We start from the raw sequence: 22,835 nt of genomic DNA on the forward strand, positions 1-22,835 counted from the left end.
CGAGCTAAGTGTTAACAGAAAAAATAAACAATACAAGATGGGGCGTTAAATATATTAATTAAATAACAGAGGACAGCTGAGAGGATTTGTGTTTATTGCTTTTAAATAGAAACTAATTTCCATTTAAATCATTTAAATTCATTGAGTTATGTTTTTTAATATGTGTTTTTTCAATCTGGATTCTTTATTTTTTATCCATCTAACATGCGTGGTTTATTCGCTTTCTTAGCAATTGTGATCGTCATCAAAAATTAAAAATAAATATCAATGGGAAGGTTTTTTTACCTGGCTACCCTCTTCCTTTTTCAAAAAATTAATTAATTCATGGGTTTTTGTGGTTATTGTTTTTTTGTTAAAAATAATTTCAGGGTAATCGTTTACTGTAATGAATCTAATAAATAAGGCCTATTAATAAAGATGGTTATTACGGAAATAAATTATTTGTGATCTATGTAATTATTATTGTGCTAACTTTATGTTCTGACATCGTGTAAACACATAGCCCCGATTTTCCTCTGTTTGCAGAGACGTTGTGTCGTTGAAGATTGCCGCTCACTGTTGTGGAGCGCTAAAAATAACTAAAAAGAGGGAGGCTGGCCATGTGTTGCAACCGTTTATCTGCATAAATATTTTCGCCACATATTTTTTGTTGACAAGATTGGTTTTTCTTGACTGTTAAATGTGTGAGAGGTAGCGTGATTGGAATACAGGGAAGCCATTTTCAAACACATCACCAGGATCGTAATATGTTCATTTCAGATAAAAAAATCGCAGCAAGTTTAATTGATAAATCAATCATTCTTATCGAACAAATCAAAGCAGAATTAGCGGTGCTGAAAACTGAATTACCTCAGGAAGAGTATGAAAGGTGCCTGCATGTTGCCGGGCACTTAATTTATACCTTAACCGGTAAGGTGATAAATGATATTTCTATTGATCATCCCGATTTAAAACCAGACGGCTTCACGGTTTATGTGAATAAGGATGTGAATGAGGCATAACGGTTAGGTTTTTCTAATGGGAAATGAAGTGAATTATAGGGTTTAAATGATTATTAGCATATCTTGAAAGGATTTATTTATGTTAAGGATGTCGATGTTATCAATTATTTTTCCATTTTTTATATCTTTATTTTTGTTTTCTAGCAACGCAGTGGGTTCAGAAAATAAAATTGTCTCTATTAAATTTTTAAATGGGAAAGCAAATTTTATAGAAAGTGATAAATCTTGCGTTGTTAAAAATAAAACAATAGATGATGTTGTTATTAATAACAATATTTCCATTAAAGAGATAGAGCAATGTATTGCGGAGTGCTCCTATCTCATTGGTATTCCTGGTGATTATGGAAGTTCGCGCTTCCACGCTTGTGTTACTCAGTGCAAAGGAATGATTCCGATGTGTACGTTCTGATCCATTTTTGAATTCAAGAAAAGCCATGCTATTAGAGTGAGTATAATAAAGTGAAATTAATAAACGCTCTATTCATTGGTATTACAATAGTATTGATAATTAGATTAATAAATAGGTAGTGGTTTTATAAACTATGCATCTTAATGGATTGTATTTAATTAATAATTTCAAAGGATGATACATTATGGCTAAATATACTATAACTATATTAAATTGCGGTAAAACGGATACAATAACATGCAGTGATGATACCTATATACTTGATGCTGCTGAGCAGGCCGGAATAGACCTTCCCTATAGCTGTCGGGCTGGTGCCTGCTCATCTTGCGCATGCACGGTGATATCTGGTAGTTACCAGGATAGCGATCAGTCGTTCCTCAACACTGCCCAACAAGGAATGTATATATTATCCTGTGTAACATACCCTTCATCAAACATGACAATAATGTCCCATGCTGAGGATGAGTTGATGAGCCTGGAGGACTGAGTAATGATTAGCAGAAGGACTTTTATCTTATCCGGTGTTGCATTCAGCCTATGTAGCCTGACATATAAAGCACACAGTGAAGTCGGTGGAAAATCCATATTAATAAATGCAGCATTAATTAATAACAGGGATGATATTAATGAACGGTTGGATAAATTTATCTTTAAAAAAGGTCAGTGTAATTCCGTTAAATCAACACAGCAGGATGCTGTAAAATTTATTATTAACGTTATCCGTAAGTCTACGATGGAACCTTTAACCGGAAGCAAAGTTGGCTTATGCCTTTCTGATGCCTTCAAAGCGAAAGGAAAACTTGCTTCTGCGAATCAGAGTTGCAATGTCACGTGGGCCGAAATTAGAGATGAAGCGCCTGTCGAGTTCACAACCTACATTCCTAAATTGTCGTTAAAAGGCAATAAGATTATGAATCCCATGGATATTATTATCCGAAATGAAAATAAATTTGGCGTCTATCGGTTTAATTTCCCCCTGGATTATTTATCATCGATAGGCATATTCCAGTCTAGCGCGAAAGATGCTGTAACGACTAACACTCTGACAGATATAGCAATCAAACTATATGGGGAAAAGCCAGATAGCTCCGTTGCTGAGCTAAGGCCTGAATATGTTGATGGTTTTTATCAGGTACCAATAACCTTTATCCTGGATGACGTTTAACGATCATGCTTGTCGCTTAATCAATATAGAACCAAACCAGAGATTCCGCACTGTTCTCCAATTTCATTTGGAATCTCTGCCTCCTATCATCCACTCGCCTCTGGATGCAGCTAGCGTCAACGTCGTGTCATCCTTCTAATCGCGTATACAGATGCAATAACCTGTGTTGCACTCGCCTATGAAAAACGCATCGACATAATTTTCGGGTATTATTGCTGGTATCAAACGTGGAGTTAATTTAAATAACCAATATCTATCAAAAGATTAAGTCAATATGCTGCTAATTATCGATAACTACGACTCCTTTACCTACAACCTTTACCAATACTTTTGTGAGCTTGGTGCACAGGTTGTGGTGAAGCGTAATGATGAACTGACGCTGCGTGAGATTGAACAGCTTGCGCCTGAGCGGTTGGTTATTTCACCGGGCCCTTGTACGCCGGACGAGGCGGGCATTTCACTGGCTGCAATCCGTCACTTTGCCGATAAATTGCCTATTTTGGGCGTGTGTCTTGGCCATCAGGCGATGGGACAGGCGTTCGGCGCGCGTGTGGTGCGGGCACGGCAGGTCATGCACGGGAAAGCCTCAGCGATTGCGCATAGCGATACGGGGGTTTTCACGGGGTTGGCACAGCCGTTGACGGTCACCCGTTATCATTCACTCATTATTGATTCCGCCTCGCTACCCGATTGCTTTGAAGTCACGGCCTGGAGCGAACATGAAGGAAAGCGTGATGAGATTATGGGGATTCGCCATCGCGCATTGCCGCTGGAAGGGGTGCAGTTTCACCCAGAGAGCATTCTTAGCCAGCAAGGGCATCAGCTTTTGGATAATTTCCTTAAAATTTAGCGATATAGAAAGTTATTCTCCTCAGTAGCCGATTTAATATTGCCTGAAATTGATTTTTTATGCATATTTAGTGACTATATTTTCATTCCGATATGATGGACAGCAGAGTGAGGCAGCAAATGGCAGCAGAGCAGAAAGCAGTGACACGGGATACTCACGATAAAGTGATTTTGCCAGTTTATGCACCCGCGAAGTTTGTACCCGTGAAAGGTAAAGGGAGCCGCGTCTGGGATCAGGACGGTCGCGAGTATATCGATTTCTCCGGCGGTATTGCGGTTACGGCGCTGGGTCACTGTCATCCTGCATTGGTGAATGCGTTGCAGCAGCAGGGTGAAAAGCTGTGGCATACCAGCAATATTTTCACTAATGAGCCTGCGTTGCGCCTCGCCAGCAAATTGATTGATGCGACTTTTGCCGACCGTGTGTTCTTTGTTAACTCCGGTGCCGAGGCCAACGAAGCTGCCTTTAAGCTGGCGCGTCACTATGCGGTTAAACGCCATAGTCCGTATAAAACCAAGATCATCTCCTTCTACAATGCATTCCATGGTCGGACGCTGTTCACCGTTTCGGTCGGCGGACAGCCTAAATATGCCGATGGCTTCGGGCCTAAGCCTGCCGATATTGTTCATGTACCCTTCAACGATCTGGCTGCTGTTAAAGCGGTGATGGACGATCATACCTGTGCAGTCGTGCTGGAACCGGTTCAGGGTGAAGGGGGGATTACGCCTGCTACGCCTGAATTTTTACAAGGCGTTCGCGATCTGTGCGATCAGCACAAGGCGCTGCTGGTGTTTGATGAAGTGCAGAGCGGAATGGGGCGTACTGGCAAACTATTCAGCTACATGCACTACGGCATTACGCCGGATATTCTCACAACGGCTAAAGCACTGGGCGGTGGTTTCCCAATTAGTGCAATGCTGACGACGGAAGAGATCGCATCGGCCATGACGGTTGGGGTACACGGCACCACCTATGGCGGCAACCCGCTGGCCTGTGCGGTGGCGGAAGCCGCGCTGGATATTATCAATACGCCAGAAGTGCTGTCAGGCGTGGCGGATCGCCACGATCGCTTTGTCAGTGAGCTTGAGAAAATCAATCAGCAGTTCGGTGTATTCGAACAGGTTCGCGGTATGGGTTTGCTGCTGGGTGCAGAACTGAAACCGCAATGGCATGGTCGTGCGGGCGAGTTTCTGGCGGCGGCAACGTCTCAGGGGCTTATGGTGCTGATGGCTGGGCCGAATGTGATCCGCTTTGTACCGTCGTTGATCATTGATGAAGATGATATTGCGCAGGGGATGGCGAAATTCGCTAAAGCCGTCGCGCAGGTCGTTAACGCAGCAAACTGATTACGTTACGCCATAAAAAAACGTAGGGAACGTTTTTCAACGTCGCTTGCGACGGCCCGTTAGGGTGGCGGCCAGGGATGGCACGCCATAAAAAAACGCAGGGAACGTTTTTCAGCGTTGCGTTAGCAACGACCCGTAGGGTGGTGAGCAGGAAGCTCGCCATAAAAAAAGCGTGAGGCCGAGGCTTCACGCTTTTTTATTGGTAGGGTACAGCGACAGGGGCTTAGCGAGTGCCGTAAACGACAATCGTTTTACCGTGTGCAGAGATCAGGTTCTGGTCTTCTAACATTTTCAGAATGCGGCCCACGGTTTCACGCGAGCAGCCAACGATTTGCCCAATTTCCTGACGGGTAATTTTTATTTGCATGCCATCTGGATGCGTCATGGCATCAGGTTGTTTGGCCAGGTTGAGTAGGGTTTGGGCAATACGGCCGGTCACATCAAGGAAGGCGAGGTTGCCGACTTTCTCAGAGGTAACCTGAAGTCTGCTGGCCATTTGCGCAGACAGACGCATGAGGATATCCGGGTTAACCTGGATGAGCTGGCGGAATTTTTTATAGGAAATTTCAGCCACTTCACAGGCAGTTTTTGCCCGCACCCAGGCGCTGCGCTCCTGACCTTCTTCAAACAGGCCGAGCTCGCCGATAAAATCGCCCTGATTGAGGTAGGAAAGAATCATTTCCTTGCCTTCTTCATCTTTGATTAGCACTGCGACAGAGCCTTTCACGATGTAGTAAAGCGTTTCTGCTTTTTCACCTTGGTGAATCAGCGTGCTCTTCGATGGATACTTGTGAATATGACAATGGGAAAGGAACCATTCGAGAGTTGGATCTGTTTGCGGTTTGCCGAGAACCATTCGCTATCATCCTCTGTTGTAATTCACTGCGCAAATTACAGGGGTCAGAGTTCCCTGTACGGCGTGTTTAACTGCTAAAAAAATAAAATTCAGTCTAGGCAGAATGACGTCAGGGAATATACTGAAACCACTGTACCCTTTATTTTCCGGTTGCTGCCTTGCCGCACCGTAAACGTGGCTGGGGTATGTCTGGCCAGGTCATCATCTTCTTCGTTTCTGGGTTTGTCCAGAAAAGGTCTATTCTATTTTCGTTTTAACACAGCTTTAAGGACGTGTCTTGTGTTGTCTCGCTTCAGCATGACAAAGCGCTGATTAACGCTGGTTTTTGTACAGTAACGGTATAAATTTTCAAAAAATTTTTAGTGGAGAGGCATCATGCAGGCACGGGTAAAATGGGTTGAAGGCTTAACGTTTTTGGGCGAATCCGCATCAGGACATCAGATATTGATGGACGGCAATTCCGGTGATAAAGCGCCCAGTCCGATGGAAATGGTGCTGATGTCTGTGGGGGGATGCAGTGCGATTGATGTGGTATCGATTCTGCAAAAAGGCCGCAACGATGTAGCGGATTGTGAAGTGAAATTAACGTCAGAGCGTCGGTCTGACGCGCCGCGTTTATTTACCCACATCAATCTGCATTTTATCGTGACGGGAAAAGGATTGACCGACAAAGTTGTTGAACGAGCCGTCGCACTGTCGGCGGAAAAATACTGCTCTGTGGCACTGATGCTGGGTAAAGCCGTTGAGGTAACGCACAGCCACGAAATTAGAGTACTGGAATAATCCCTTTCTCTGGGCACTCATTCTGGTCACTTAAGCCTGTTATTAGGGGAAACACAGGGGGAGGTTCTCGTAGGGAGGCCTCACCCCTGTGGTCGCCCCGTGTATCTCGATGCTTATTCGATGGTTTTCCCTTCAATTAACCGCTGTACCAGCGGCGCCATGATTAATTCCATCGCCAATCCCATCTTCCCGCCGGGAACGACCAGCGTGTTGATGTGGGAGATAAAGGAACCCTGCAACATGGCGAGCAGATAGGGATAATCAATATTGTCCAATCCCTGAAAATGAATCACGACGAAGCTTTCGTCCAGTGATGGAATCGATTTGGCGGCGAACGGATTGGAGGTGTCTACGGTAGGCACACGCTGGAAGTTGATGTGTGTGCGAGAGAACTGTGGCGTGATATAGGTGATGTAATCTTCCATTGAGCGGACGACGGAATCCATCACCGCTTCACGCGAGTGGCCGCGCTCATTAACGTCACGAATCAGCTTTTGAATCCATTCCAGGTTGACGATCGGCACCACGCCGACGAGTAAATCCACATGCTGTGCCACATCATTTTGCTCTGTGACTACGCCGCCGTGGAGCCCTTCATAGAACAGGATGTCGGTGGGTTCCGGCATTGGCTCCCACGGCGTGAACGTTCCGGGAACCTGATTATAGGGAATTGCTTCATCGTAGGTATGAAGGTATTTACGCGTCTGGCCGCGCCCGTGCAGGCCATATTCGATAAACGACTGTTCCAGCAGGCTGAAATCATTCGCTTCCGGGCCGAAATAGCTGATGTGGCGCCCTGAATCACGCGCTTTACGAATCGCCATATCCATTTCCGGGCGGGTATAGCGGTGAAAGCTATCGCCTTCTAACTGGGCGGCACGCAGATCAAACTGCTGGAAAATCTTACGGAAGGCCAGACTGGTTGTCGTGGTTCCCGCTCCGCTGGAGCCGGTAACCGCAATAATCGGATGCTGATGTGACATAAGGTGCGTGACTCCGTGATCGCGATGCCCGCGTAGACCGAAGGCCTGCGCGCATCCTCAAAAAAGACGTAATTGTCATCATTGTTAGCATGTTTGGCGCGTTCTTTCACGACTTTCGGCATGCTCAATAGGGGGCATGACCTCCGGAATTGAGCTGGTTACGCGGCATGATATTGAGGGTTTCATGCAACTCAGACCACACCAACACCACCTCGCCAGACTGGAGTTGGCCGCGGATATCTTCCACTTTCTGCGCCAGCGAACGCTCCTGTTCGCCATAATCGGTGCCTTCCCGCAGAACGAAAGATTCGATGATGTTATCCAGCGTTTCTGGATCGAGCTGTTGCCAGGGAATAATCACGCTATGTTTCCTGATTCAAAGGGTTCCTGAGTAAAAACGGTTCCTGAAGGAAAAGAGTCGCTGGCCTGGTCCAAAAATGGGCTAAGCCAGTTGGGAATGCGCTGTTCCAGCCACATTTCCGGTTTCAGCAACGTTCCGCCGACGAAGCCGACATGCCCGCCATGTTCCGTTAGCTGATACTCAATATTAGACGGTAACTGCGACAGATCGGGAATCACCTCTGAAGTCATGAAAGGATCGTCCTTCGCATGGATGATGAGCAACGGTTTACGTATCTGAGGCAACAGCGGCAGAGCGCTACAGCGTCGGTAGTAGTCTGCTGCATCGCGGAAGCCGTGGATACGTGAAGTAATGACGTCATCAAACTCGCGTAGCTGGCGAATTCGCTTCAGCTGCGGCAACTGAATTGGCAGCGTATCTGGGTAAGCCGCCAGCTTGCGGCCGGCGTTTTGTTTCAACAGGCGCAGCAGATAGTGCTGGTAGACGCGGGAGAAGCCTTGTTCCATCCGACGGCTACAGGGTTCGAGCATCAGTGGTGCGGAAACAATAACGGCCGCGGACAGTGAACAGGCTTCGCCTTGCTGCGCGAGCAGGTAGGCCAGCATGTTGCCGCCGAGGGACACGCCGATGGCGGCGGTAGGGGCATCGCCCAGCGTCTCCTGCATCCAGCGCAGGAAATAACTGGCATCGCTGGTTTCGCCGGAATGATAAATGCGCTTCATCCGGTTGGGCTTACCGCTGCATCCACGAAAATGCATGATGACGGCCAACCAGCCGCGCTGCTTACAGGCATGCAGCAGGCCGTGAGCGTAGGGGCTATGAAAGCTACCTTCTAGGCCGTGGAACAGCACCACGCGCGGTTTGTGCCGTGCCTGTTCGGGGGCTTCGCTCCAGGCCAGATCGACGAAATCGCCATCCGGCAATTCAAGTGGCTGCCAGACTGGCGAGAATTGCGCATGACGGCGGATCAGACGCGGCAATAGCGTTTGCAGATGTGGATTATGCGCGCCGCTCAGCGGACGAAAATGGTCATACATAAAGGATATAGAAATCTTGTTGTCGGCTCTTGTACGATCAATATCACACTGTTAGCTTCAATGCTGCCAGTTGGTACGACATTTGGGTCAGGAGCGCCCACAAATAATGGAACTGAGTTTATTTCTTTCGATGTTGGGGTTTTTGTGGGTAGCGGCCATCACGCCGGGGCCGAATAATATGCTGTTGACCACCTCGGGCGCGAATTTTGGCTTTATGCGCTCACTGTGGTTGATGGTCGGCATCATGCTGGGCATGCAGAGCATTTTGCTGCTGGTGGCATTCGGTGTCGGTGGTTTGATTCTGATTTACCCTTCGCTGCACTTTATTCTGAAAGTCCTCGGCAGTGCCTATCTGCTCTGGCTGGCGTGGAAAATTGCCACGGCGGCTTACGAACGTCTGGAAACGTCCATTGCACCGCCCCAGCCGATCCGGCTTTATCAAGGGTGGTTGCTGCAATTCCTGAACCCGAAAGCGTGGCTCATGGCGCTGGGCGCGGTGGCCAGTTTTAGTCTGGCGGGGGAAGGCTATAACCAGTCTGTTATCGCGATAAGCATCGGGATTGTGCTGGTCAATCTGGTGTCCGGTGTTATCTGGCTTGGGTTTGGCACGATGATTGGGCGACTGCTGCGCAGTAAGAAAGCGTGGATTATCTTTAATGTATCAATGGGCCTGCTGACCGCTGCCTGCGTGCTGTTGATCTGGCATTAATACTTCGTTGATGAAATCGCGAGCGGTTTTTCGCTCGCGACTTAGGAACTACACGGTTAGCAGAATATTATCGGAGAGATTTACTTGTAACCATCTGTTTTTAATAGATTATTTACCAGGTTAAGTTCGACATCAAAATCCAACGTATCGTTCTCCAGCAGCCGTGCGTGTTGCTGTTGAAAGGCGGAACCGAGTGCTTTCAGGGCAGTAACATTCTTCAGCAGAAAATCATCTGATTTGCCGTGTTTTTCCAATTGGGTCGAGAGCCTGACAAACTCGCCAGCCATTTTCTCTACGGCAGGAAGATAACGATTAAGAAACGCCGTACCCGGCTCCACATCCTTGGGATCTTCCTTCATACACGTGACAATAAGCTGTCCGTACTCAACGATAATTTTCAGTTCGTCGAGAAGCTCGGTGGGGAGCTTCTGTAAGTTTTGCAACCGTACGATACGGCTCTCAAACGTAATTGCTTTCTGAACAGGCGGTGTAACAACTGGCTGCGAAGGTTTAGACGACATAGGGGCTGGTGCCGGAATGGGAGTTTTGGGTTGGTCTTTCCTTGTTTTGAAAGCAGTTTTCCCTTGGTAATGGCTCATTGCACCTAGAACAATACACGTGGCGAAGGCCGTATTATAGAACGGGTGTTCACCAAACCTATGCACATCGGTGTAGCTCATGATGATGATGAAAACTAAAAGAAACTGAATAGCTGTGCCAAGACGAGGATGAGAAATCTCGGAGCATACTTTGATTATCCACCACGCTGCCGCAATCCATCCCAGAACGAATAGGGCATCATGCGCAATGAACCAAATTACGCCAGCCACAAGTGGCCAAATCATGTCAACCTGAGACCGTGTAAAGGCGTACCACAGCAGAATTAAGCTGAAAGCATTCACGATGAAAACACGAGTTTGAACGTTTTCGTCCGCCATGAGGTCTGGATATAATTTACCTAGAAACAGTATAGTGATCAGCGCAGAGACGATAAAAGCAGCCCAGACTAATCCCCAGATCTTAAGCAGCGTCAGGCACAAACGACCTAGTTTCTTTTGCCATCCCTCATCTGGAGGGGAAGATGCGTTTTGCATATTCAATGAAGACCACTTATCAAAACGAAATTATTTATGCAGAACGTTGCTGCATCGCGTGTTGTTGGTTCGCTGCAATCTCGGCCAGACGCGTTCTTAGCTCCGTTTCCATCGTGCCTAGTTCTTTTTCTACATCAGCCCGACGGGTTCTGGCGTCATTGGCAATCGTGACGGTTTCTTCGATGGTGTTCAGAAGGCGGCTTTGCACCTCGCGTAAGGTTTCGATATCCACAATCGAGCGTTCGACTTCCCGCGCGGTTTCAACAGTGCCGAGCTGGAGCATTTCTGCATTTCTTCTCAGCATGGCATTGGTAGTATCAGAGACGTCTTTTTGCAGTTTTGCCGATTTGCGCTGTGAATGCAGCGTTATCGCCATCACGATCTGGCTCTTCCACAACGGAATTGTGGAGAGAATGCTGCTCTGAATTTTCTCGGCGAGCGACTGGCTATTACTTTGCATCAAGCGAATTTGCGGCGCGGTTTGGATCGCGATGGTGCGGGACATCATCAGGTCGTGCAGTCGTCTTTCAAAGCGCTGTATGTTGCTCACTAAATCACGCACGTACTGCATATCCATCGGGTCGTTGGTGCGCTGTGCTTTTTCCTGTGCGGCGGTCAGATCGCCAGACTGAATGGCTGCCAATTTCTGTTTACCGGCCATGATATGCAGCGTGATTTGTTGAAAATACTCGCGGTTGCGTATGAAGAGCTGTTCCAGCGTGGAGATATTACGCAAGAGCTCCATCATGGCGCTTTCGAGTTTTTTAGAAACGGTATCAACCTGCTGTGCCAGCGTTTGATATTCCAGCAGCGTACGCTGGATGGTGTTGAACAGTTTTCCTATCAATGGGAAAGATGCGAGGAAGCTTTGCTTAGTGTCAAACACGGTGAGGTCGACCGACTTTACCTTCATCAGCAAATCTGTCAGCTGTTCGCCAATCACGCCCGCATCTTTTGCTCTGACTTCCTGCATTAAAGATTCTGAAAAACGCGAAATATTGCCCATGGTGTTTGCGGCGTAAGAGATGGACAGCATCGGGTCAGTAATATCAATTTTATTGACTAGTACTGATACTTCGCTTTTTTCCTGCTCGCTAAGCTGCGACAGGTTGAGCTCAGATAACGCATCGCCTGCTGTCAGGGGGACGGCGTTGTTGCCAGAAGTGGTGAGCGTAGCAGAAAGGGAATCAGTAGAAACAGACGGCGTATTTTCCATCATAAATGTTGTCCTTGCCTTATTGTTCGGCCGTTTTATGCCTTGCGGCCTTCAATATCGGTGAATAGGTTAGTGTGTAGAAATCAGTAGATTAATTGCTAAATATTACCTTGGGGAAATATTGCGCTCAATGCGCATTATCATCACTTCTTAAGATAATGTCGTGATAGCGAAAGAAAAGAATGGGAAAGCGAGCGGGGGGCGCCCGCTCGGGTGGGAAAACGCAATTTACTCGCTCTGCATCATCTGCTCTAGCTGTTCCTGCGCATCCAGCCAGGACAGCTCCGTTTCTTCCAGCTCGATTTTGACTTTGGTTTGTTGTTGCAGGCAATCGGTGAGTTCGGCCTTGCGGCTGATGTCGTAGATGGCACTGTCCGCCAGCCGAGCTTCAAGCGCTGCGAGCGTTTCCCCCAGCTTTTCCATCTGCTGTTCAAGCTTGGTTATCTGTTTGCGCAGCGGCTGCGTTTGCGTTCTCAATTCAGCTTCGCGGCGTTTCTGATCTTTTCTGCCCTGCGCGCTGTTGGCGGCATTTTCTTTTGGCGTTTCATCAGCCGCATTTTCCTGACGTTGCAGGCCGACCAGCCACTGCTGGTAGTCTTCCAAATCGCCGTCGAACGGTTCTACTTTCTGGTCGTGCACCAGATAGAGATCGTCCGTAGTAGAACGGATCAGGTGTCGATCGTGCGAGACGACAACCAACGCGCCTTCAAAATCGATTAACGCTTCGGTCAACGCCTGACGCATATCCAGATCGAGGTGGTTGGTCGGTTCGTCGAGCAGCAGGAGGTTGGGACGCTGCCAGACGATCAGTGCCAGCACCAGACGGGCTTTTTCGCCACCGGAAAAGCGCTCGGTGATCTCTGTGACTTTGTCGCCCTGAAAACCGAAGCCGCCGAGGTAGTCGCGCAGTTGCTGTTCCGTTTCCCGCTCTGCCAGACGCACCAGATGCTGCAAGGGCGATTCGTCCGCACGTAGGAACTCTAACTGGTGCTGGGCGAAGTAACCGAGCTTCACGCCTTTCGCCAAGCCAATTTCCCCTTTCAGTGGGGCGAGCGTGCCAGCAAGCAGTTTGATCAGCGTGGATTTACCCGCACCGTTATGGCCGAGCAGCCCGATGCGGGAACCCGGCACTAAATTGAGTTTGATGGATTCCAGAATCAGTTTGTCGTTGTAGCCTGCGCTGACCTTTTCCATCTTCATGAGTGGATTGGGCAACGACTCCGGGGCACGAAAGCTGAAGCGGAAAGGGTTATCGACATGCGCTGGCGCAATCAGCTCCATGCGTTCCAGCATTTTTATCCGGCTTTGCGCCTGCTTGGCTTTGGTCGCTTTCGCGCGGAAGCGGTCAATATAGTGTTGCAGATGTGCGACGCGCTCCTGCTGATGTTCATAGAGCGACTGCTGCTGTGCAAGACGGGTGGCGCGCTGGCGTTCAAACGAGGAGTAATTACCGGTGTACTCATTGAGCGACTGCTGCTCGATGTGCAGGATCTTGGTTACCACCGGATCGAGGAAATCGCGGTCGTGCGAGATAAGGACCAGCGTGCCCGTGTAGTTTTTCAGCCACTTTTCCAGCCAGATGACCGCATCCAGATCGAGGTGGTTGGTTGGTTCATCCAGCAGCAGAAGGTCTGAACGACAGATCAGCGCCTGTGCCAGATTCAGACGCATCCGCCAGCCGCCGGAAAAGGCGCTGACAGGTTGCTGTAACTGTGACTGAGAAAATCCTAACCCATTGAGCAAGCTTGATGCTCTGGCCTGAATCGTCCAGGCCTGAATCGCATCTAGCTTGCCGTGCAGCGTAGCGATGGCGTTGCCGTCGTTCTCTTCGTTGGCGGTCTGCAACGCGGCTTCCAACTGGCGAAACTCACGGTCGCCGTCAATCACGTAGTCCAGCGCAGGCTTGTCTAACGCAGGCGTTTCCTGATTGACCCAGGCCAGTGACCAGTTTTGCGGGAAGGTCGCGCTGCCGCCATCGGCGCTGATTTCACCTTTCAGTAATGACAGCAGCGTAGATTTACCACAGCCGTTCTTGCCAACCAGACCGACTTTCTGGCCGGGGTTAACCGTTGCTGTCGCGTTGTCGATCAGAACGCGCACACCACGTCGAATTTGCAGCGAAGAGAAAACAATCATAAAGCGCCGTATGTTCAGAGTATGTTAAATTATGGACATATCAGGACACGCGGTGCCCTGTTTTTAGTCGTTGCGCTGCATGGTAACGGAAAACGATTATTATGACGACGCTTTGGAGGGGAATGATGTCGCAGCCACCGAAGATTTTGCTGCTGTATGCCCATCCGGAACCACAGGACTCGGTAGCGAACCGGATCTTATTGCAACCGGCTCAGCAGTTGGCGAATGTAACTGTGCACGATCTTTACGCACACTATCCTGACTTTTTTATCGATATTCATCATGAGCAACAGCTGCTGCGTGAGCATCAGGTCATTGTTTTCCAACATCCGTTTTATACCTATAGCTGCCCGGCTTTGCTGAAAGAGTGGCTCGATAGGGTGTTATCCCGTGGTTTTGCCAATGGGATCGGCGGGAATGCGCTGGCGGGGAAATATTGGCGCTCGGTGATTACGACCGGTGAACCGGAAGATGCCTACCATCCTGACGGGAGCAATCGCTACCCGATGGAGGATTTGCTACGTCCGTTTGAGCTTACGGCAGCAATGTGCCGTATGCACTGGATGCATCCCATGATTATTTACTGGGCGCGTCGGTTACAGCCTGATGTGTTGTTGAGTCAAGCCAAAGCTTACGGTGAATGGCTATCCTCCCCTTTACCTGAAGAGGAACGCTAATATGGAGAGTTCCGCGCTACTGACCGCCGGAGTCTTATTTTTGTTTGTGGCGGTCGTAGCTGTACCGATTGCTGCCCGATTAGGCATTGGTGCCGTACTGGGCTATTTGATCGCAGGGATCGCCATTGGCCCTTGGGGGCTTGGCTTTATCCGTGATGTGGAAGCCATCCTGCATTTCTCGGAGCTGGGTGTCGTTTTCCTGATGTTCATCATTGGCCTGGAACTGAATCCGTCCAAGCTCTGGACGCTGCGCCGCTCGATCTTTGGCGTTGGGGCGGCCCAGGTCGGGCTGAGTACGCTGATTTTAGGCGGCGCCTTGTATCTGACTGATTTCTCGTGGCAGTCCGCGCTGATTGGCGGCGTGGGGCTGGCGATGTCGTCAACGGCTATGGCGCTGCAGCTGATGCGCGAAAAGGGCATGAACCGCAATGAGTCGGGGCAACTGGGCTTCTCTGTTCTGCTGTTTCAGGATTTGGCCGTTATCCCTGCTCTGGCACTGATTCCCATCTTGGCCGGTGTGCAGGGTGACTTCGGCGATTGGGAGCGAATTGGGCTGAAGGTCGCCGCGTTTCTCGGCATGTTAATCGGTGGTCGTTATCTGGTGCGTCCGCTGTTCCGCTTTATTGCGGCATCCGGCGTGCGCGAGGTGTTCACCGCCGCTGCGCTGTTGCTGGTGCTCGGTTCTGCGCTGTTTATGGAAGCATTGGGGCTTTCCATGGCGTTAGGCACCTTTATCGCCGGCATTCTGCTGGCGGAAAGCGAATATCGGCATGAATTGGAAATTGCCATTGAGCCGTTTAAAGGCTTGCTGCTTGGGCTGTTCTTTATCTCTGTAGGAATGGCACTGAATCTCGGGATCCTCTACACCCACATCGTGAAGATTATGGTTGCGGTGCTGGTGCTGGTGGCAGTGAAAGCGGCCGTACTGTATGTCCTTGCGCGAATTAACCGTATGCGCCGCTCCGAGCGCTTGCAGTTTGCCGGGGTGCTGAGTCAAGGCGGTGAGTTCGCTTTCGTCCTGTTTTCCGCAGCGGCTTCATTCAACGTATTGAAAGGCGAGCAACTGCCGCTGTTGTTGGTGACGGTGACGCTATCAATGATGACGACGCCGCTGCTGATGCAGTTGATCGACCGCATTCTGGTACGTCGCTATAACGTGCAGGATGTGCCGGATGAGAAACCGTATGTCGAGGACGACGAACCGCAGGTGATTGTGGTGGGCTTCGGGCGTTTCGGACAGGTGATTGGTCGCTTATTAATGGCGAACAAAATGCGGATTACCGTTCTGGAGCGTGATATCAGCGCCGTGAGCCTGATGCGTAGCTATGGTTATAAGGTTTATTATGGCGATGCCACGGAGCTGGAACTGCTGCGCTCGGCGGGCGCGGATAAAGCGCGTTCAATCGTGATTACCTGTAATGCGCCGGAAGATACGATGGAGATTGTGCATCTCTGTCAGCAACACTTTCCAAATCTGGAGATTCTGGCGCGGGCCCGTGGGCGCGTGGAAGCTCATGAGCTGTTACAGACGGGCGTAAAACATTTCTCGCGTGAAACCTTTTCCAGTGCGCTGGAGTTAGGGCGTAAAACGCTGGTGACGGTGGGCATGCACCCCCATCAGGCGATGCGTGCGCAACAGCATTTCCGCCGTCTCGATATGCGTATGCTGCGTGAACTGGTGCCGCAACTGACGGGGGATGTCGCGCAAATCTCTCGTGTGAAAGAGGCTCGCCGTGAGCTGGAGGACATTTTCCAGCGGGAAATGCTGCGCGAGCGACGTCGGCCTAGTGTGTGGGATGAGGACGACGAGTAAGAACCTATTCTCTAGGCTATTTTACTTGCCATTTTGAACCTGGGCAGTGCTCGAAATCCTCACGTACTACGTGTACGCTCCGGTTTCTGCGCGCTGTCCGAGTCCAAACTGTCTGCGCCAATAACGCCTAGTAGAATAGATTCCAGGTTCTAGATTTTAGGGCGGAGATGAATGGGAGTTATCATGCGTAAACGTTTTATTGCAGGGGCGGTGTGCCCGACGTGTCAGGCGCAGGACACGCTTGCCGTTGGACGAGAAGATGACGTCGAGGTTGTGGTGTGCGTGAAGTGCGGATATCGCCAGAGCCAGACAGAGGAACCTGCGGTAGCATCCGCCCCGCAGGCTAACGAGATTATCGGGATCTTCCGGCCAGAATGAGGGACGCGTGTCGTGGTGGCATTGTCATCAACCGTTGACGTTTTTTGATTCCAGACGGTACATAGGGACATTTTTCAGCTACAATTTGCGCCAGTTTGATTTCCAACGGTAGGAGATATCATGAAAGTAGCAAAAGATCTGGTGGTCAGCCTGGCCTATCAGGTACGTACAGAAGACGGTGTGTTGGTTGATGAGTCTCCGGTGAGCGCGCCGTTGGACTATCTGCATGGTCACGGTTCCCTGATTTCTGGTCTGGAAAAAGCGTTGGAAGGCCGTGAAGCGGGCGAGAAATTTGATGTGAACATCGGTTCCAACGATGCTTACGGCAACTATGATGAGAATCTGGTTCAGCGCGTACCGAAAGATGTCTTTATGGGCGTTGACGAGCTACAGGTTGGCATGCGTTTCCTGGCTGAGACCGATCAGGGTCCAGTGCCAGTTGAAATCACCGAAGTTGAAGACGACCACGTTGTTGTCGACGGCAACCACATGCTGGCAGGCCAAAACCTGAGCTTCAACGTTGAAGTTGTTGCTATCCGCGAAGCGACGGAAGAAGAGCTGGCGCACGGTCACGTTCACGGCGAACACGATCATGAACACGGCGACGGCTGCTGTGGCGGTCACGGCCATGATCACGACCACGATCACGGTCACCAGCACGGTAAAGGCGGCTGCGGCGGCAACGGTGGATGCGGCTGCCACTAATTAGTCGTAGCGCATACGCACAAAAGAAACCTCAGGTTGATGAAGATCACCTGAGGTTTTTTTATTTATTGTTATATCTGGACGGTGGTGAGCGCCGGCATAACGGGTCGCGAATCTCAGTAATGCGGCGGCGGCGTTTCTTCCGACTGGGGGGCAACGAGCGAGGTTTGCTGGCTGCGCAGCCGATCGGTGAGGAGACGGACATGCTCACGCAGGCGGCTAATTTCCCGCTCGTGTTGAATAACCGTTTGGTTAAGTTCTTCTATGGTTAATTCCTGAAAAGCCTGTCGGCTTTCCAACTGTTCGAGCCGTTCTTCAAGTGCTGATGGTGACATCGGTATTCCCCTTACTTCTTGTTACCCGCGAGTTTGTCAGAAAGCGGAAACTTCTGGTAGTAAAAACGGTCGCAGTAGGGCGCAATGCACTATCCGGATCGGGGCATATTGTTGCCAGAAGGCCTTAGGACGACACAAATGATGTCAGAAAAGCTTCCTGACGTTTTTTATCAAAGGATTGTCGCGTGCGTCGTTGTGTTGTCTTCGTCCGCACAGTTATAGTAGGCGCGAATTTATTTTAATGATGGCTGGAGCGCGTCGCTCCAGATGCTGGAGAAATGGATGAAATCACTGTTTAAAGTAACGCTGTTAGCAACAACGATGGCTCTGGCTCTGAACGCGGGCCAGGCTCTGGCGGCAGACAAAGCGCAGGCATCTGACACCACTGCGGCAGCCAAATTCAAGAACGATGAGCAGGCAGCGGCTTATGCGTTAGGTGCATCTTTAGGGCGTTACATGGATAACTCTCTGAAAGAACAAGAAAAATTAGGTATCAAACTGGATAAAGATCAGCTGATTGCTGGCGTGCAGGATGCCTTTGCTGATAAGAGCAAGCTGACTGACGAAGAAATCGAGAAAACGCTGCAAGGCTTTGAAGGTAAAGTGAAAGCCGCTGCTGAAGCCAAGATGAAGCAAGATGCGAAAGATAACGCGGATAAAGGCGCTAAGTATCTTGAGTCCTTCGCCAAAGAAAAAGGCGTGAAGAAAACGGCATCTGGCCTTCTGTATCAGGTTGAGAAAGAAGGTAGCGGCAACGCGCCGAAAGACAGCGACACCGTAGTGGTTAACTACAAAGGTACGCTGGTTGACGGTAGCGAGTTCGACAACTCCTACAAACGCGGTGAGCCACTGTCTTTCCGTCTGGATGGCGTGATCCCAGGCTGGACTGAAGGTCTGAAGCACGTTAAGAAAGGCGGCAAAATCAAGCTGGCTATCCCACCGGCTCTGGCCTATGGCGAGAACGGCGTGCCTGGCATTCCGGCTAACTCCACGCTGGTGTTTGACGTTGAACTGCTGGACATTAAATCTGAAGCTGACCTGAAAGCAGCGGATGATGCGAAAGCTGAAAAACCAGCAGCCGAAGAGAAAGCGGCTAAATAAGCATCGCGATCATGGCGATATAACCGCAGGCTTCGACCTGCGGTTTTTTTTCACCATCATTTCCCTGCGATCGAATCCCTTTTCCGTTAACCGTGACGGCACCTATCTGTCATCCACCACCTGCAACCTATCATCAGCACAGTGCGCGTAGCACCTTCGCCAACGTCTTGACCGCCGTTTCCAGTTCATGCGGTGCGTGGGCAGCAAATCCCATGAGGAAACCAGCCTGATGCTGGCCCGACGTATACAGTGCTGTTAGCCCGAGTAGATCGATGCCGGCCCGACGCGCGGACTCCACGGCGTCACGTTCAGAGATGTCACGGATGAAGATACACGGCATCTGCATGCCTCCGGCTGGCACTCGTGGCTCCACGAAATCAGCCAGATGCTGGCGCACCAGCCGTGCCAGCACATCGCGGCGTTCGGCATAAACGGCGCGCATTGTGCGTACATGGGCACCGAAATGGCCTCCTTCGATAAAACGCGCCAGCGTGAGCTGTGGAATGGGCGCGCTGTGCCCATCCATCAGCGTGCGGGCCACGGTCATGGGAGTAACCAACTGCGGCGGCAGTACCATGTAGCCGATGCGCAGGCCGGGAAACAGCGATTTGGTGAAGGTACCGATATAGATCGTTCTATCGTGCGGGTCGAGCCCCTGAACGCACGCGGTAGGTTTGCCCGCGTAGTGAAACTCGCTGTCGTAGTCGTCTTCAATAATCCAGCTCTGGTGCTGCCATGCCCATTCAATCACGGCCAGACGCCGATCCAGCGCCAGCGTTGCGCCAGTTGGAAACTGGTGTGAGGGCGTCAGGAACACGGCTTTAGCGGGCACATTATGTTTGTTGCTTGCCTCAAGCAGGTGTTCAATCTGCAAACCATCGGCATCTAACGGGATCGGCACGCACGCGAGTCCGGCCGCCTCGAATGCCTTGCGTGCGCCGTGGTACACGGGATCTTCAAGGAAGATCGGATCGCCAGCATCCAGCAATACAGTCGCACACAGGGTGAGCGCTTGCTGGGAACTGGTCAGCACCAGTACGCGTTCGGGCGTGGCGCGAGCTCCCCGTTCGAGATTGACATAATCTGCGATGGCGCGCCTTAGCACTTCCATGCCCTGCGGTGGGCTGTGTAGTAGTGCCCGCGTGCCATATTCTTTTAGTACCTGCCGTTCCAGTCGTTCCCATGTCTGGAGGGGAAAACTGCGGGTTTCTGGTACGCCGGGCGCGAACGCACGCGGGATGATGAAGTCGCGCACCCCACCATTCTGGAACATAGCGCTGCCGCGTTGACTGAGGCGTAGCTCTGCTCTGCTATCTCCCGTTTTCCGGGCTTTGCCACGCGCCGGCAGACGCTTTGCCCGCTCCGACACGAAACTGCCGCTGCCGACGCGACGTTCGATAAATCCTTCCGCATGCAGTTGGCTATAAGCCGACTCGACCGTATCACGCGACACCCCTAGTGATATAGCCAGTGCGCGTGAGGCGGGTAAGGGCTTGCCCACATCAAGAACGCCATCGAGGATTAACTGGCGAATCGCTCGCTGGATACGAGCGTGCAGGGGTAGGGCACCTTGCGCGGGGTCGCCAATCCAGGCCTTGACCGATTCAAGCTGGGCGTGTTTGAACAATTGGTCTGCCTCTTATCGGGAAAATGGTGGGGAACATCCAGCTATTTTAAATCTATAAATACGTTTCACAATCCATTCATCTTTTTCGTCAGGAGTGACGCTGATGTCGATATCCTCCGATACTCAAACTCGCCACGACAGGCACGGCTGCTATCCCGACGCTGTCACGGTTGATGACTTCCAACTCAATCTGGCGGCAGTTCAGGCTCGTATTGCAGCAGCTTGTCAGCGCGTCGGCCGCGATCCTGCAACAGTGCGGCTGCTGCCCGTTAGCAAAACCAAGCCTGAAAAACGCCTGCGTATGGCCCATGCGGCTGGTTGTCGGATATTGGGTGAAAACAAGGTGCAGGAAGCGTTCCGTAAATGGGAAGCCATGCAGGATTTAACCGATTTACAGTGGTCGGTCATTGGTCACCTGCAAACCAACAAGGCTAAGCTGGTGGCACGCTTCGCTAGTGAGTTTCAGGCGTTGGACAGTCTGCGGCTGGCTGAAGCGCTGGATCGTCGCTTGCAGATTGAAGGGCGCTCGCTGGATGTATTTGTGCAGGTGAATACCTCCGGTGAGGCCAGCAAATACGGCCTGTCGCCTGAAGATGTCCCCGCGTTTATTCAGGCGCTTCCCGCATTCTCTGCGCTACGTGTGCGCGGGTTGATGACGCTCGCGCTGTTCTCCAGCGAGGCTGAACGCGTGCGTCAGTGTTTTATACGGTTGCGTCAGTTACGCGATCGGTTGCAGCAAAACCTTCCGGTCGGCATTGAGCTGGATGAATTATCCATGGGGATGTCCGGCGATTTTGAAATAGCCATTGAGGAAGGTGCCACCGTGGTACGCGTCGGGCAGGCAATCTTTGGTGCGCGCCCTTTGCCGGATAGCTACTACTGGCCTGACGAACCTCTCACAGAATCACACGATTAAAAAACCAATGACTAACGCATAGGACGATGCCCATGTATGACGCTTCTCTTACCCTTACTGACTTCGACCCGGAACTGGCCGACGCCATCCGGCATGAAGAACACCGGCAGGAAACTCACATTGAACTTATCGCCTCAGAGAACTACGCCAGTCCGCTGGTGATGGCGATCCAGAACTCCGTGTTCACCAACAAATATGCGGAAGGCTACCCAGGCAAGCGCTACTACAGCGGCTGTGAGTATGTCGACGTGGCTGAACGTCTGGCTATCGAACGGGCCAAAGCGCTGTTTGACTGCGATTATGCTAACGTCCAGCCTCATGCTGGCGCTCAGGCTAATGCGGCCGTGTTTCTGGCATTGACTAATCCGGGCGATACCGTGATGGGCATGAACCTCGCTCAGGGCGGGCATTTGACCCACGGTAATCCCTCCAACTTCTCTGGTCGCCACTACAAGATCGTCCCCTATGGGTTAGACCCTGATACTGGGCTGATCGACTACGATGAAATGGAGCGTATTGCGTTGGAAACCCGGCCAAAGATGCTAATCGGCGGGTTCTCCGCTTATTCTCGCCATAAGGATTGGGCTCGTATGCGCGCGATTGCTGACAAGGTAGGCGCTATTTTCTGGGTGGATATGGCGCATGTTGCTGGTTTGGTGGCTGCCGGAGAGTATCCGAATCCGCTCCCTCATGCTCACGTTGTAACCAGCACAACCCATAAGACGCTGCGCGGCCCGCGCGGTGGGATTATTTTAGCCAAAGGTCAGAGCGAGGAGTTCTACAAAAAACTTAACTCTGCCGTATTCCCCGGTATTCAGGGCGGTCCGTTGATGCACGTTATCGCCGCCAAAGCGGTGGCATTCAAGGAAGCGTTACGCCCTGAATTCACGGTTTATCAGCGTCAGGTGGTGACCAACGCCCGTGCCATGGCACGCGTTCTCCAGCAACGCGGTTACAAGATTGTCTCTGATGGCACCGACAACCATTTGATACTGATTGACCTATCCGACAAGCCGTATACCGGTAAAGATGCCGATGCTGCACTGAGCGAGGCTTACATCACGACAAACAAGAACTCGGTGCCTAACGATCCACGTTCACCCTTTGTGACCTCAGGTCTGCGTATTGGAACGCCAGCCGTGACGACGCGCGGTTTTGGTGTGGCGGAGTGCGAGCAACTGGCGGAATGGTTATGTGATGTACTGGATGGGCTTGGCGAAGGGAATGGCGCATTAACGGCGGTATGCGATCGTGTGCGCCAGCAGGTAGTGGCGCTGTGCCAACGCTATCCTGTGTACCAATAACGCAGGTGAGGTTTGTGCACAGGGATGTGCCGT

General features: G+C 50.8%; 24 protein-coding genes. 15 read left to right on the top strand and 9 right to left on the bottom strand.

From position 1 onward, the window contains the following. The first annotated feature begins 746 nt into the window (after positions 1 to 746). From MYB54_RS01830 to argD, 6 genes are all read left to right on the top strand, one after another. On the top strand, positions 747 to 1,001 hold the full coding sequence (locus MYB54_RS01830; RefSeq protein WP_039549969.1) for a hypothetical protein: 255 nt from the start codon (positions 747 to 749) through the stop codon (positions 999 to 1,001). A 94-nt stretch (positions 1,002 to 1,095) separates the two neighbouring features. Next, positions 1,096 to 1,410: a hypothetical protein gene (locus MYB54_RS01835; RefSeq protein ID WP_248721444.1), complete on the top strand. Its 315-nt coding sequence runs from the start codon at positions 1,096 to 1,098 to the stop codon at positions 1,408 to 1,410. Between the two features lie 184 nt (positions 1,411 to 1,594). Further along, positions 1,595 to 1,897: a 2Fe-2S iron-sulfur cluster-binding protein gene (locus MYB54_RS01840; RefSeq protein ID WP_248721445.1), complete on the top strand. Its 303-nt coding sequence runs from the start codon at positions 1,595 to 1,597 to the stop codon at positions 1,895 to 1,897. A gap of 3 nt (positions 1,898 to 1,900) precedes the next feature. Then, a complete protein-coding gene (locus MYB54_RS01845; protein ID WP_248721446.1) occupies positions 1,901 to 2,575 on the top strand; it encodes a hypothetical protein in 675 nt (224 codons plus the stop codon). A 274-nt stretch (positions 2,576 to 2,849) separates the two neighbouring features. Continuing rightward, entirely contained in the window at positions 2,850 to 3,425 is a 576-nt protein-coding gene (locus tag MYB54_RS01850; protein ID WP_248721447.1) for an aminodeoxychorismate synthase component II, read from the top strand. Positions 3,426 to 3,544: 119 nt separating this feature from the next. Continuing rightward, entirely contained in the window at positions 3,545 to 4,771 is a 1,227-nt protein-coding gene (gene argD / locus MYB54_RS01855; protein ID WP_014916836.1) for a bifunctional acetylornithine/succinyldiaminopimelate transaminase, read from the top strand. Between the two features lie 223 nt (positions 4,772 to 4,994). Here argD and crp read toward each other — a convergent pair whose 3' ends face one another. Continuing rightward, positions 4,995 to 5,627 (bottom strand): cAMP-activated global transcriptional regulator CRP, encoded by a 633-nt coding sequence (gene crp, locus MYB54_RS01860; protein WP_004090925.1) that lies wholly within the window; start codon positions 5,625 to 5,627, stop codon positions 4,995 to 4,997. Positions 5,628 to 6,002: 375 nt separating this feature from the next. On the opposite strand from crp, the gene MYB54_RS01865 reads away from it, so the two are divergent. Continuing rightward, positions 6,003 to 6,410: an OsmC family protein gene (locus MYB54_RS01865; protein ID WP_014916835.1), complete on the top strand. Its 408-nt coding sequence runs from the start codon at positions 6,003 to 6,005 to the stop codon at positions 6,408 to 6,410. Between the two features lie 113 nt (positions 6,411 to 6,523). On the opposite strand, the gene MYB54_RS01870 is transcribed toward MYB54_RS01865, so the two are convergent. The 3 genes from MYB54_RS01870 to MYB54_RS01880 form a co-directional block, all read right to left on the bottom strand. After that, positions 6,524 to 7,393, bottom strand: a complete 870-nt coding sequence (locus MYB54_RS01870; protein ID WP_010297039.1) for a phosphoribulokinase — start codon at positions 7,391 to 7,393, stop codon at positions 6,524 to 6,526. A 124-nt stretch (positions 7,394 to 7,517) separates the two neighbouring features. Beyond that, the gene (locus MYB54_RS01875) at positions 7,518 to 7,754 is read right to left on the bottom strand and encodes a YheU family protein (protein WP_010277524.1); all 237 of its coding nucleotides are present in this window, start codon (positions 7,752 to 7,754) and stop codon (positions 7,518 to 7,520) included. Continuing rightward, on the bottom strand, positions 7,751 to 8,791 hold the full coding sequence (locus tag MYB54_RS01880; RefSeq protein ID WP_014916834.1) for a hydrolase: 1,041 nt from the start codon (positions 8,789 to 8,791) through the stop codon (positions 7,751 to 7,753). Before MYB54_RS01880 ends, MYB54_RS01875 begins: the two co-directional genes overlap by 4 nt. Before the next feature lie 106 nt (positions 8,792 to 8,897). On the opposite strand from MYB54_RS01880, the gene MYB54_RS01885 reads away from it, so the two are divergent. After that, positions 8,898 to 9,500 (top strand): LysE family translocator, encoded by a 603-nt coding sequence (locus MYB54_RS01885; protein WP_014916833.1) that lies wholly within the window; start codon positions 8,898 to 8,900, stop codon positions 9,498 to 9,500. A gap of 80 nt (positions 9,501 to 9,580) precedes the next feature. On the opposite strand, the gene MYB54_RS01890 is transcribed toward MYB54_RS01885, so the two are convergent. The 3 genes from MYB54_RS01890 to MYB54_RS01900 form a co-directional block, all read right to left on the bottom strand. Next, a complete protein-coding gene (locus MYB54_RS01890; RefSeq protein WP_080589431.1) occupies positions 9,581 to 10,594 on the bottom strand; it encodes a 5-bromo-4-chloroindolyl phosphate hydrolysis family protein in 1,014 nt (337 codons plus the stop codon). 34 nt (positions 10,595 to 10,628) lie between these two features. Continuing rightward, the gene (locus tag MYB54_RS01895; RefSeq protein WP_014916831.1) at positions 10,629 to 11,813 is read right to left on the bottom strand and encodes a toxic anion resistance protein; all 1,185 of its coding nucleotides are present in this window, start codon (positions 11,811 to 11,813) and stop codon (positions 10,629 to 10,631) included. A gap of 225 nt (positions 11,814 to 12,038) precedes the next feature. Next, a complete protein-coding gene (locus MYB54_RS01900) occupies positions 12,039 to 13,946 on the bottom strand; it encodes an ABC transporter ATP-binding protein (RefSeq protein ID WP_014916830.1) in 1,908 nt (635 codons plus the stop codon). Positions 13,947 to 14,071: 125 nt separating this feature from the next. Here MYB54_RS01900 and kefG point away from each other — a divergent pair, with 125 nt between their 5' ends. From kefG to slyD, 4 genes are all read left to right on the top strand, one after another. Next, positions 14,072 to 14,623: a glutathione-regulated potassium-efflux system ancillary protein KefG gene (kefG, locus tag MYB54_RS01905; RefSeq protein ID WP_014916829.1), complete on the top strand. Its 552-nt coding sequence runs from the start codon at positions 14,072 to 14,074 to the stop codon at positions 14,621 to 14,623. 1 nt (position 14,624) lies between these two features. After that, positions 14,625 to 16,436, top strand: a complete 1,812-nt coding sequence (gene kefB / locus MYB54_RS01910; protein ID WP_014916828.1) for a glutathione-regulated potassium-efflux system protein KefB — start codon at positions 14,625 to 14,627, stop codon at positions 16,434 to 16,436. Between the two features lie 183 nt (positions 16,437 to 16,619). Then, the gene (locus MYB54_RS01915; RefSeq protein ID WP_181025865.1) at positions 16,620 to 16,814 is read left to right on the top strand and encodes a YheV family putative zinc ribbon protein; all 195 of its coding nucleotides are present in this window, start codon (positions 16,620 to 16,622) and stop codon (positions 16,812 to 16,814) included. 120 nt (positions 16,815 to 16,934) lie between these two features. Continuing rightward, on the top strand, positions 16,935 to 17,519 hold the full coding sequence (gene slyD / locus MYB54_RS01920) for a peptidylprolyl isomerase (RefSeq protein WP_039498070.1): 585 nt from the start codon (positions 16,935 to 16,937) through the stop codon (positions 17,517 to 17,519). Positions 17,520 to 17,635: 116 nt separating this feature from the next. Here slyD and MYB54_RS01925 read toward each other — a convergent pair whose 3' ends face one another. After that, positions 17,636 to 17,854, bottom strand: a complete 219-nt coding sequence (locus MYB54_RS01925; RefSeq protein WP_010277499.1) for a protein SlyX — start codon at positions 17,852 to 17,854, stop codon at positions 17,636 to 17,638. 282 nt (positions 17,855 to 18,136) lie between these two features. Here MYB54_RS01925 and fkpA point away from each other — a divergent pair, with 282 nt between their 5' ends. Beyond that, positions 18,137 to 18,955, top strand: coding sequence for an FKBP-type peptidyl-prolyl cis-trans isomerase (fkpA, locus tag MYB54_RS01930; protein WP_039281941.1), 819 nt, complete (start codon positions 18,137 to 18,139; stop codon positions 18,953 to 18,955). A 133-nt stretch (positions 18,956 to 19,088) separates the two neighbouring features. Here the strand turns inward: fkpA and pdxR are convergent, their stop codons facing one another. Then, positions 19,089 to 20,582, bottom strand: a complete 1,494-nt coding sequence (gene pdxR / locus MYB54_RS01935; RefSeq protein WP_248721448.1) for a MocR-like pyridoxine biosynthesis transcription factor PdxR — start codon at positions 20,580 to 20,582, stop codon at positions 19,089 to 19,091. A gap of 103 nt (positions 20,583 to 20,685) precedes the next feature. On the opposite strand from pdxR, the gene MYB54_RS01940 reads away from it, so the two are divergent. Both MYB54_RS01940 and glyA read left to right on the top strand, forming a co-directional pair. After that, positions 20,686 to 21,498: a YggS family pyridoxal phosphate-dependent enzyme gene (locus tag MYB54_RS01940; protein ID WP_248721449.1), complete on the top strand. Its 813-nt coding sequence runs from the start codon at positions 20,686 to 20,688 to the stop codon at positions 21,496 to 21,498. Positions 21,499 to 21,530: 32 nt separating this feature from the next. After that, on the top strand, positions 21,531 to 22,802 hold the full coding sequence (gene glyA / locus MYB54_RS01945) for a serine hydroxymethyltransferase (RefSeq protein ID WP_248721450.1): 1,272 nt from the start codon (positions 21,531 to 21,533) through the stop codon (positions 22,800 to 22,802). The last annotated feature ends 33 nt before the right edge of the window (positions 22,803 to 22,835 follow it).

It is taken from the genome of Pectobacterium nicotianae, assembly GCF_023272715.1.
Lineage (GTDB): Bacteria > Pseudomonadota > Gammaproteobacteria > Enterobacterales > Enterobacteriaceae > Pectobacterium > Pectobacterium brasiliense.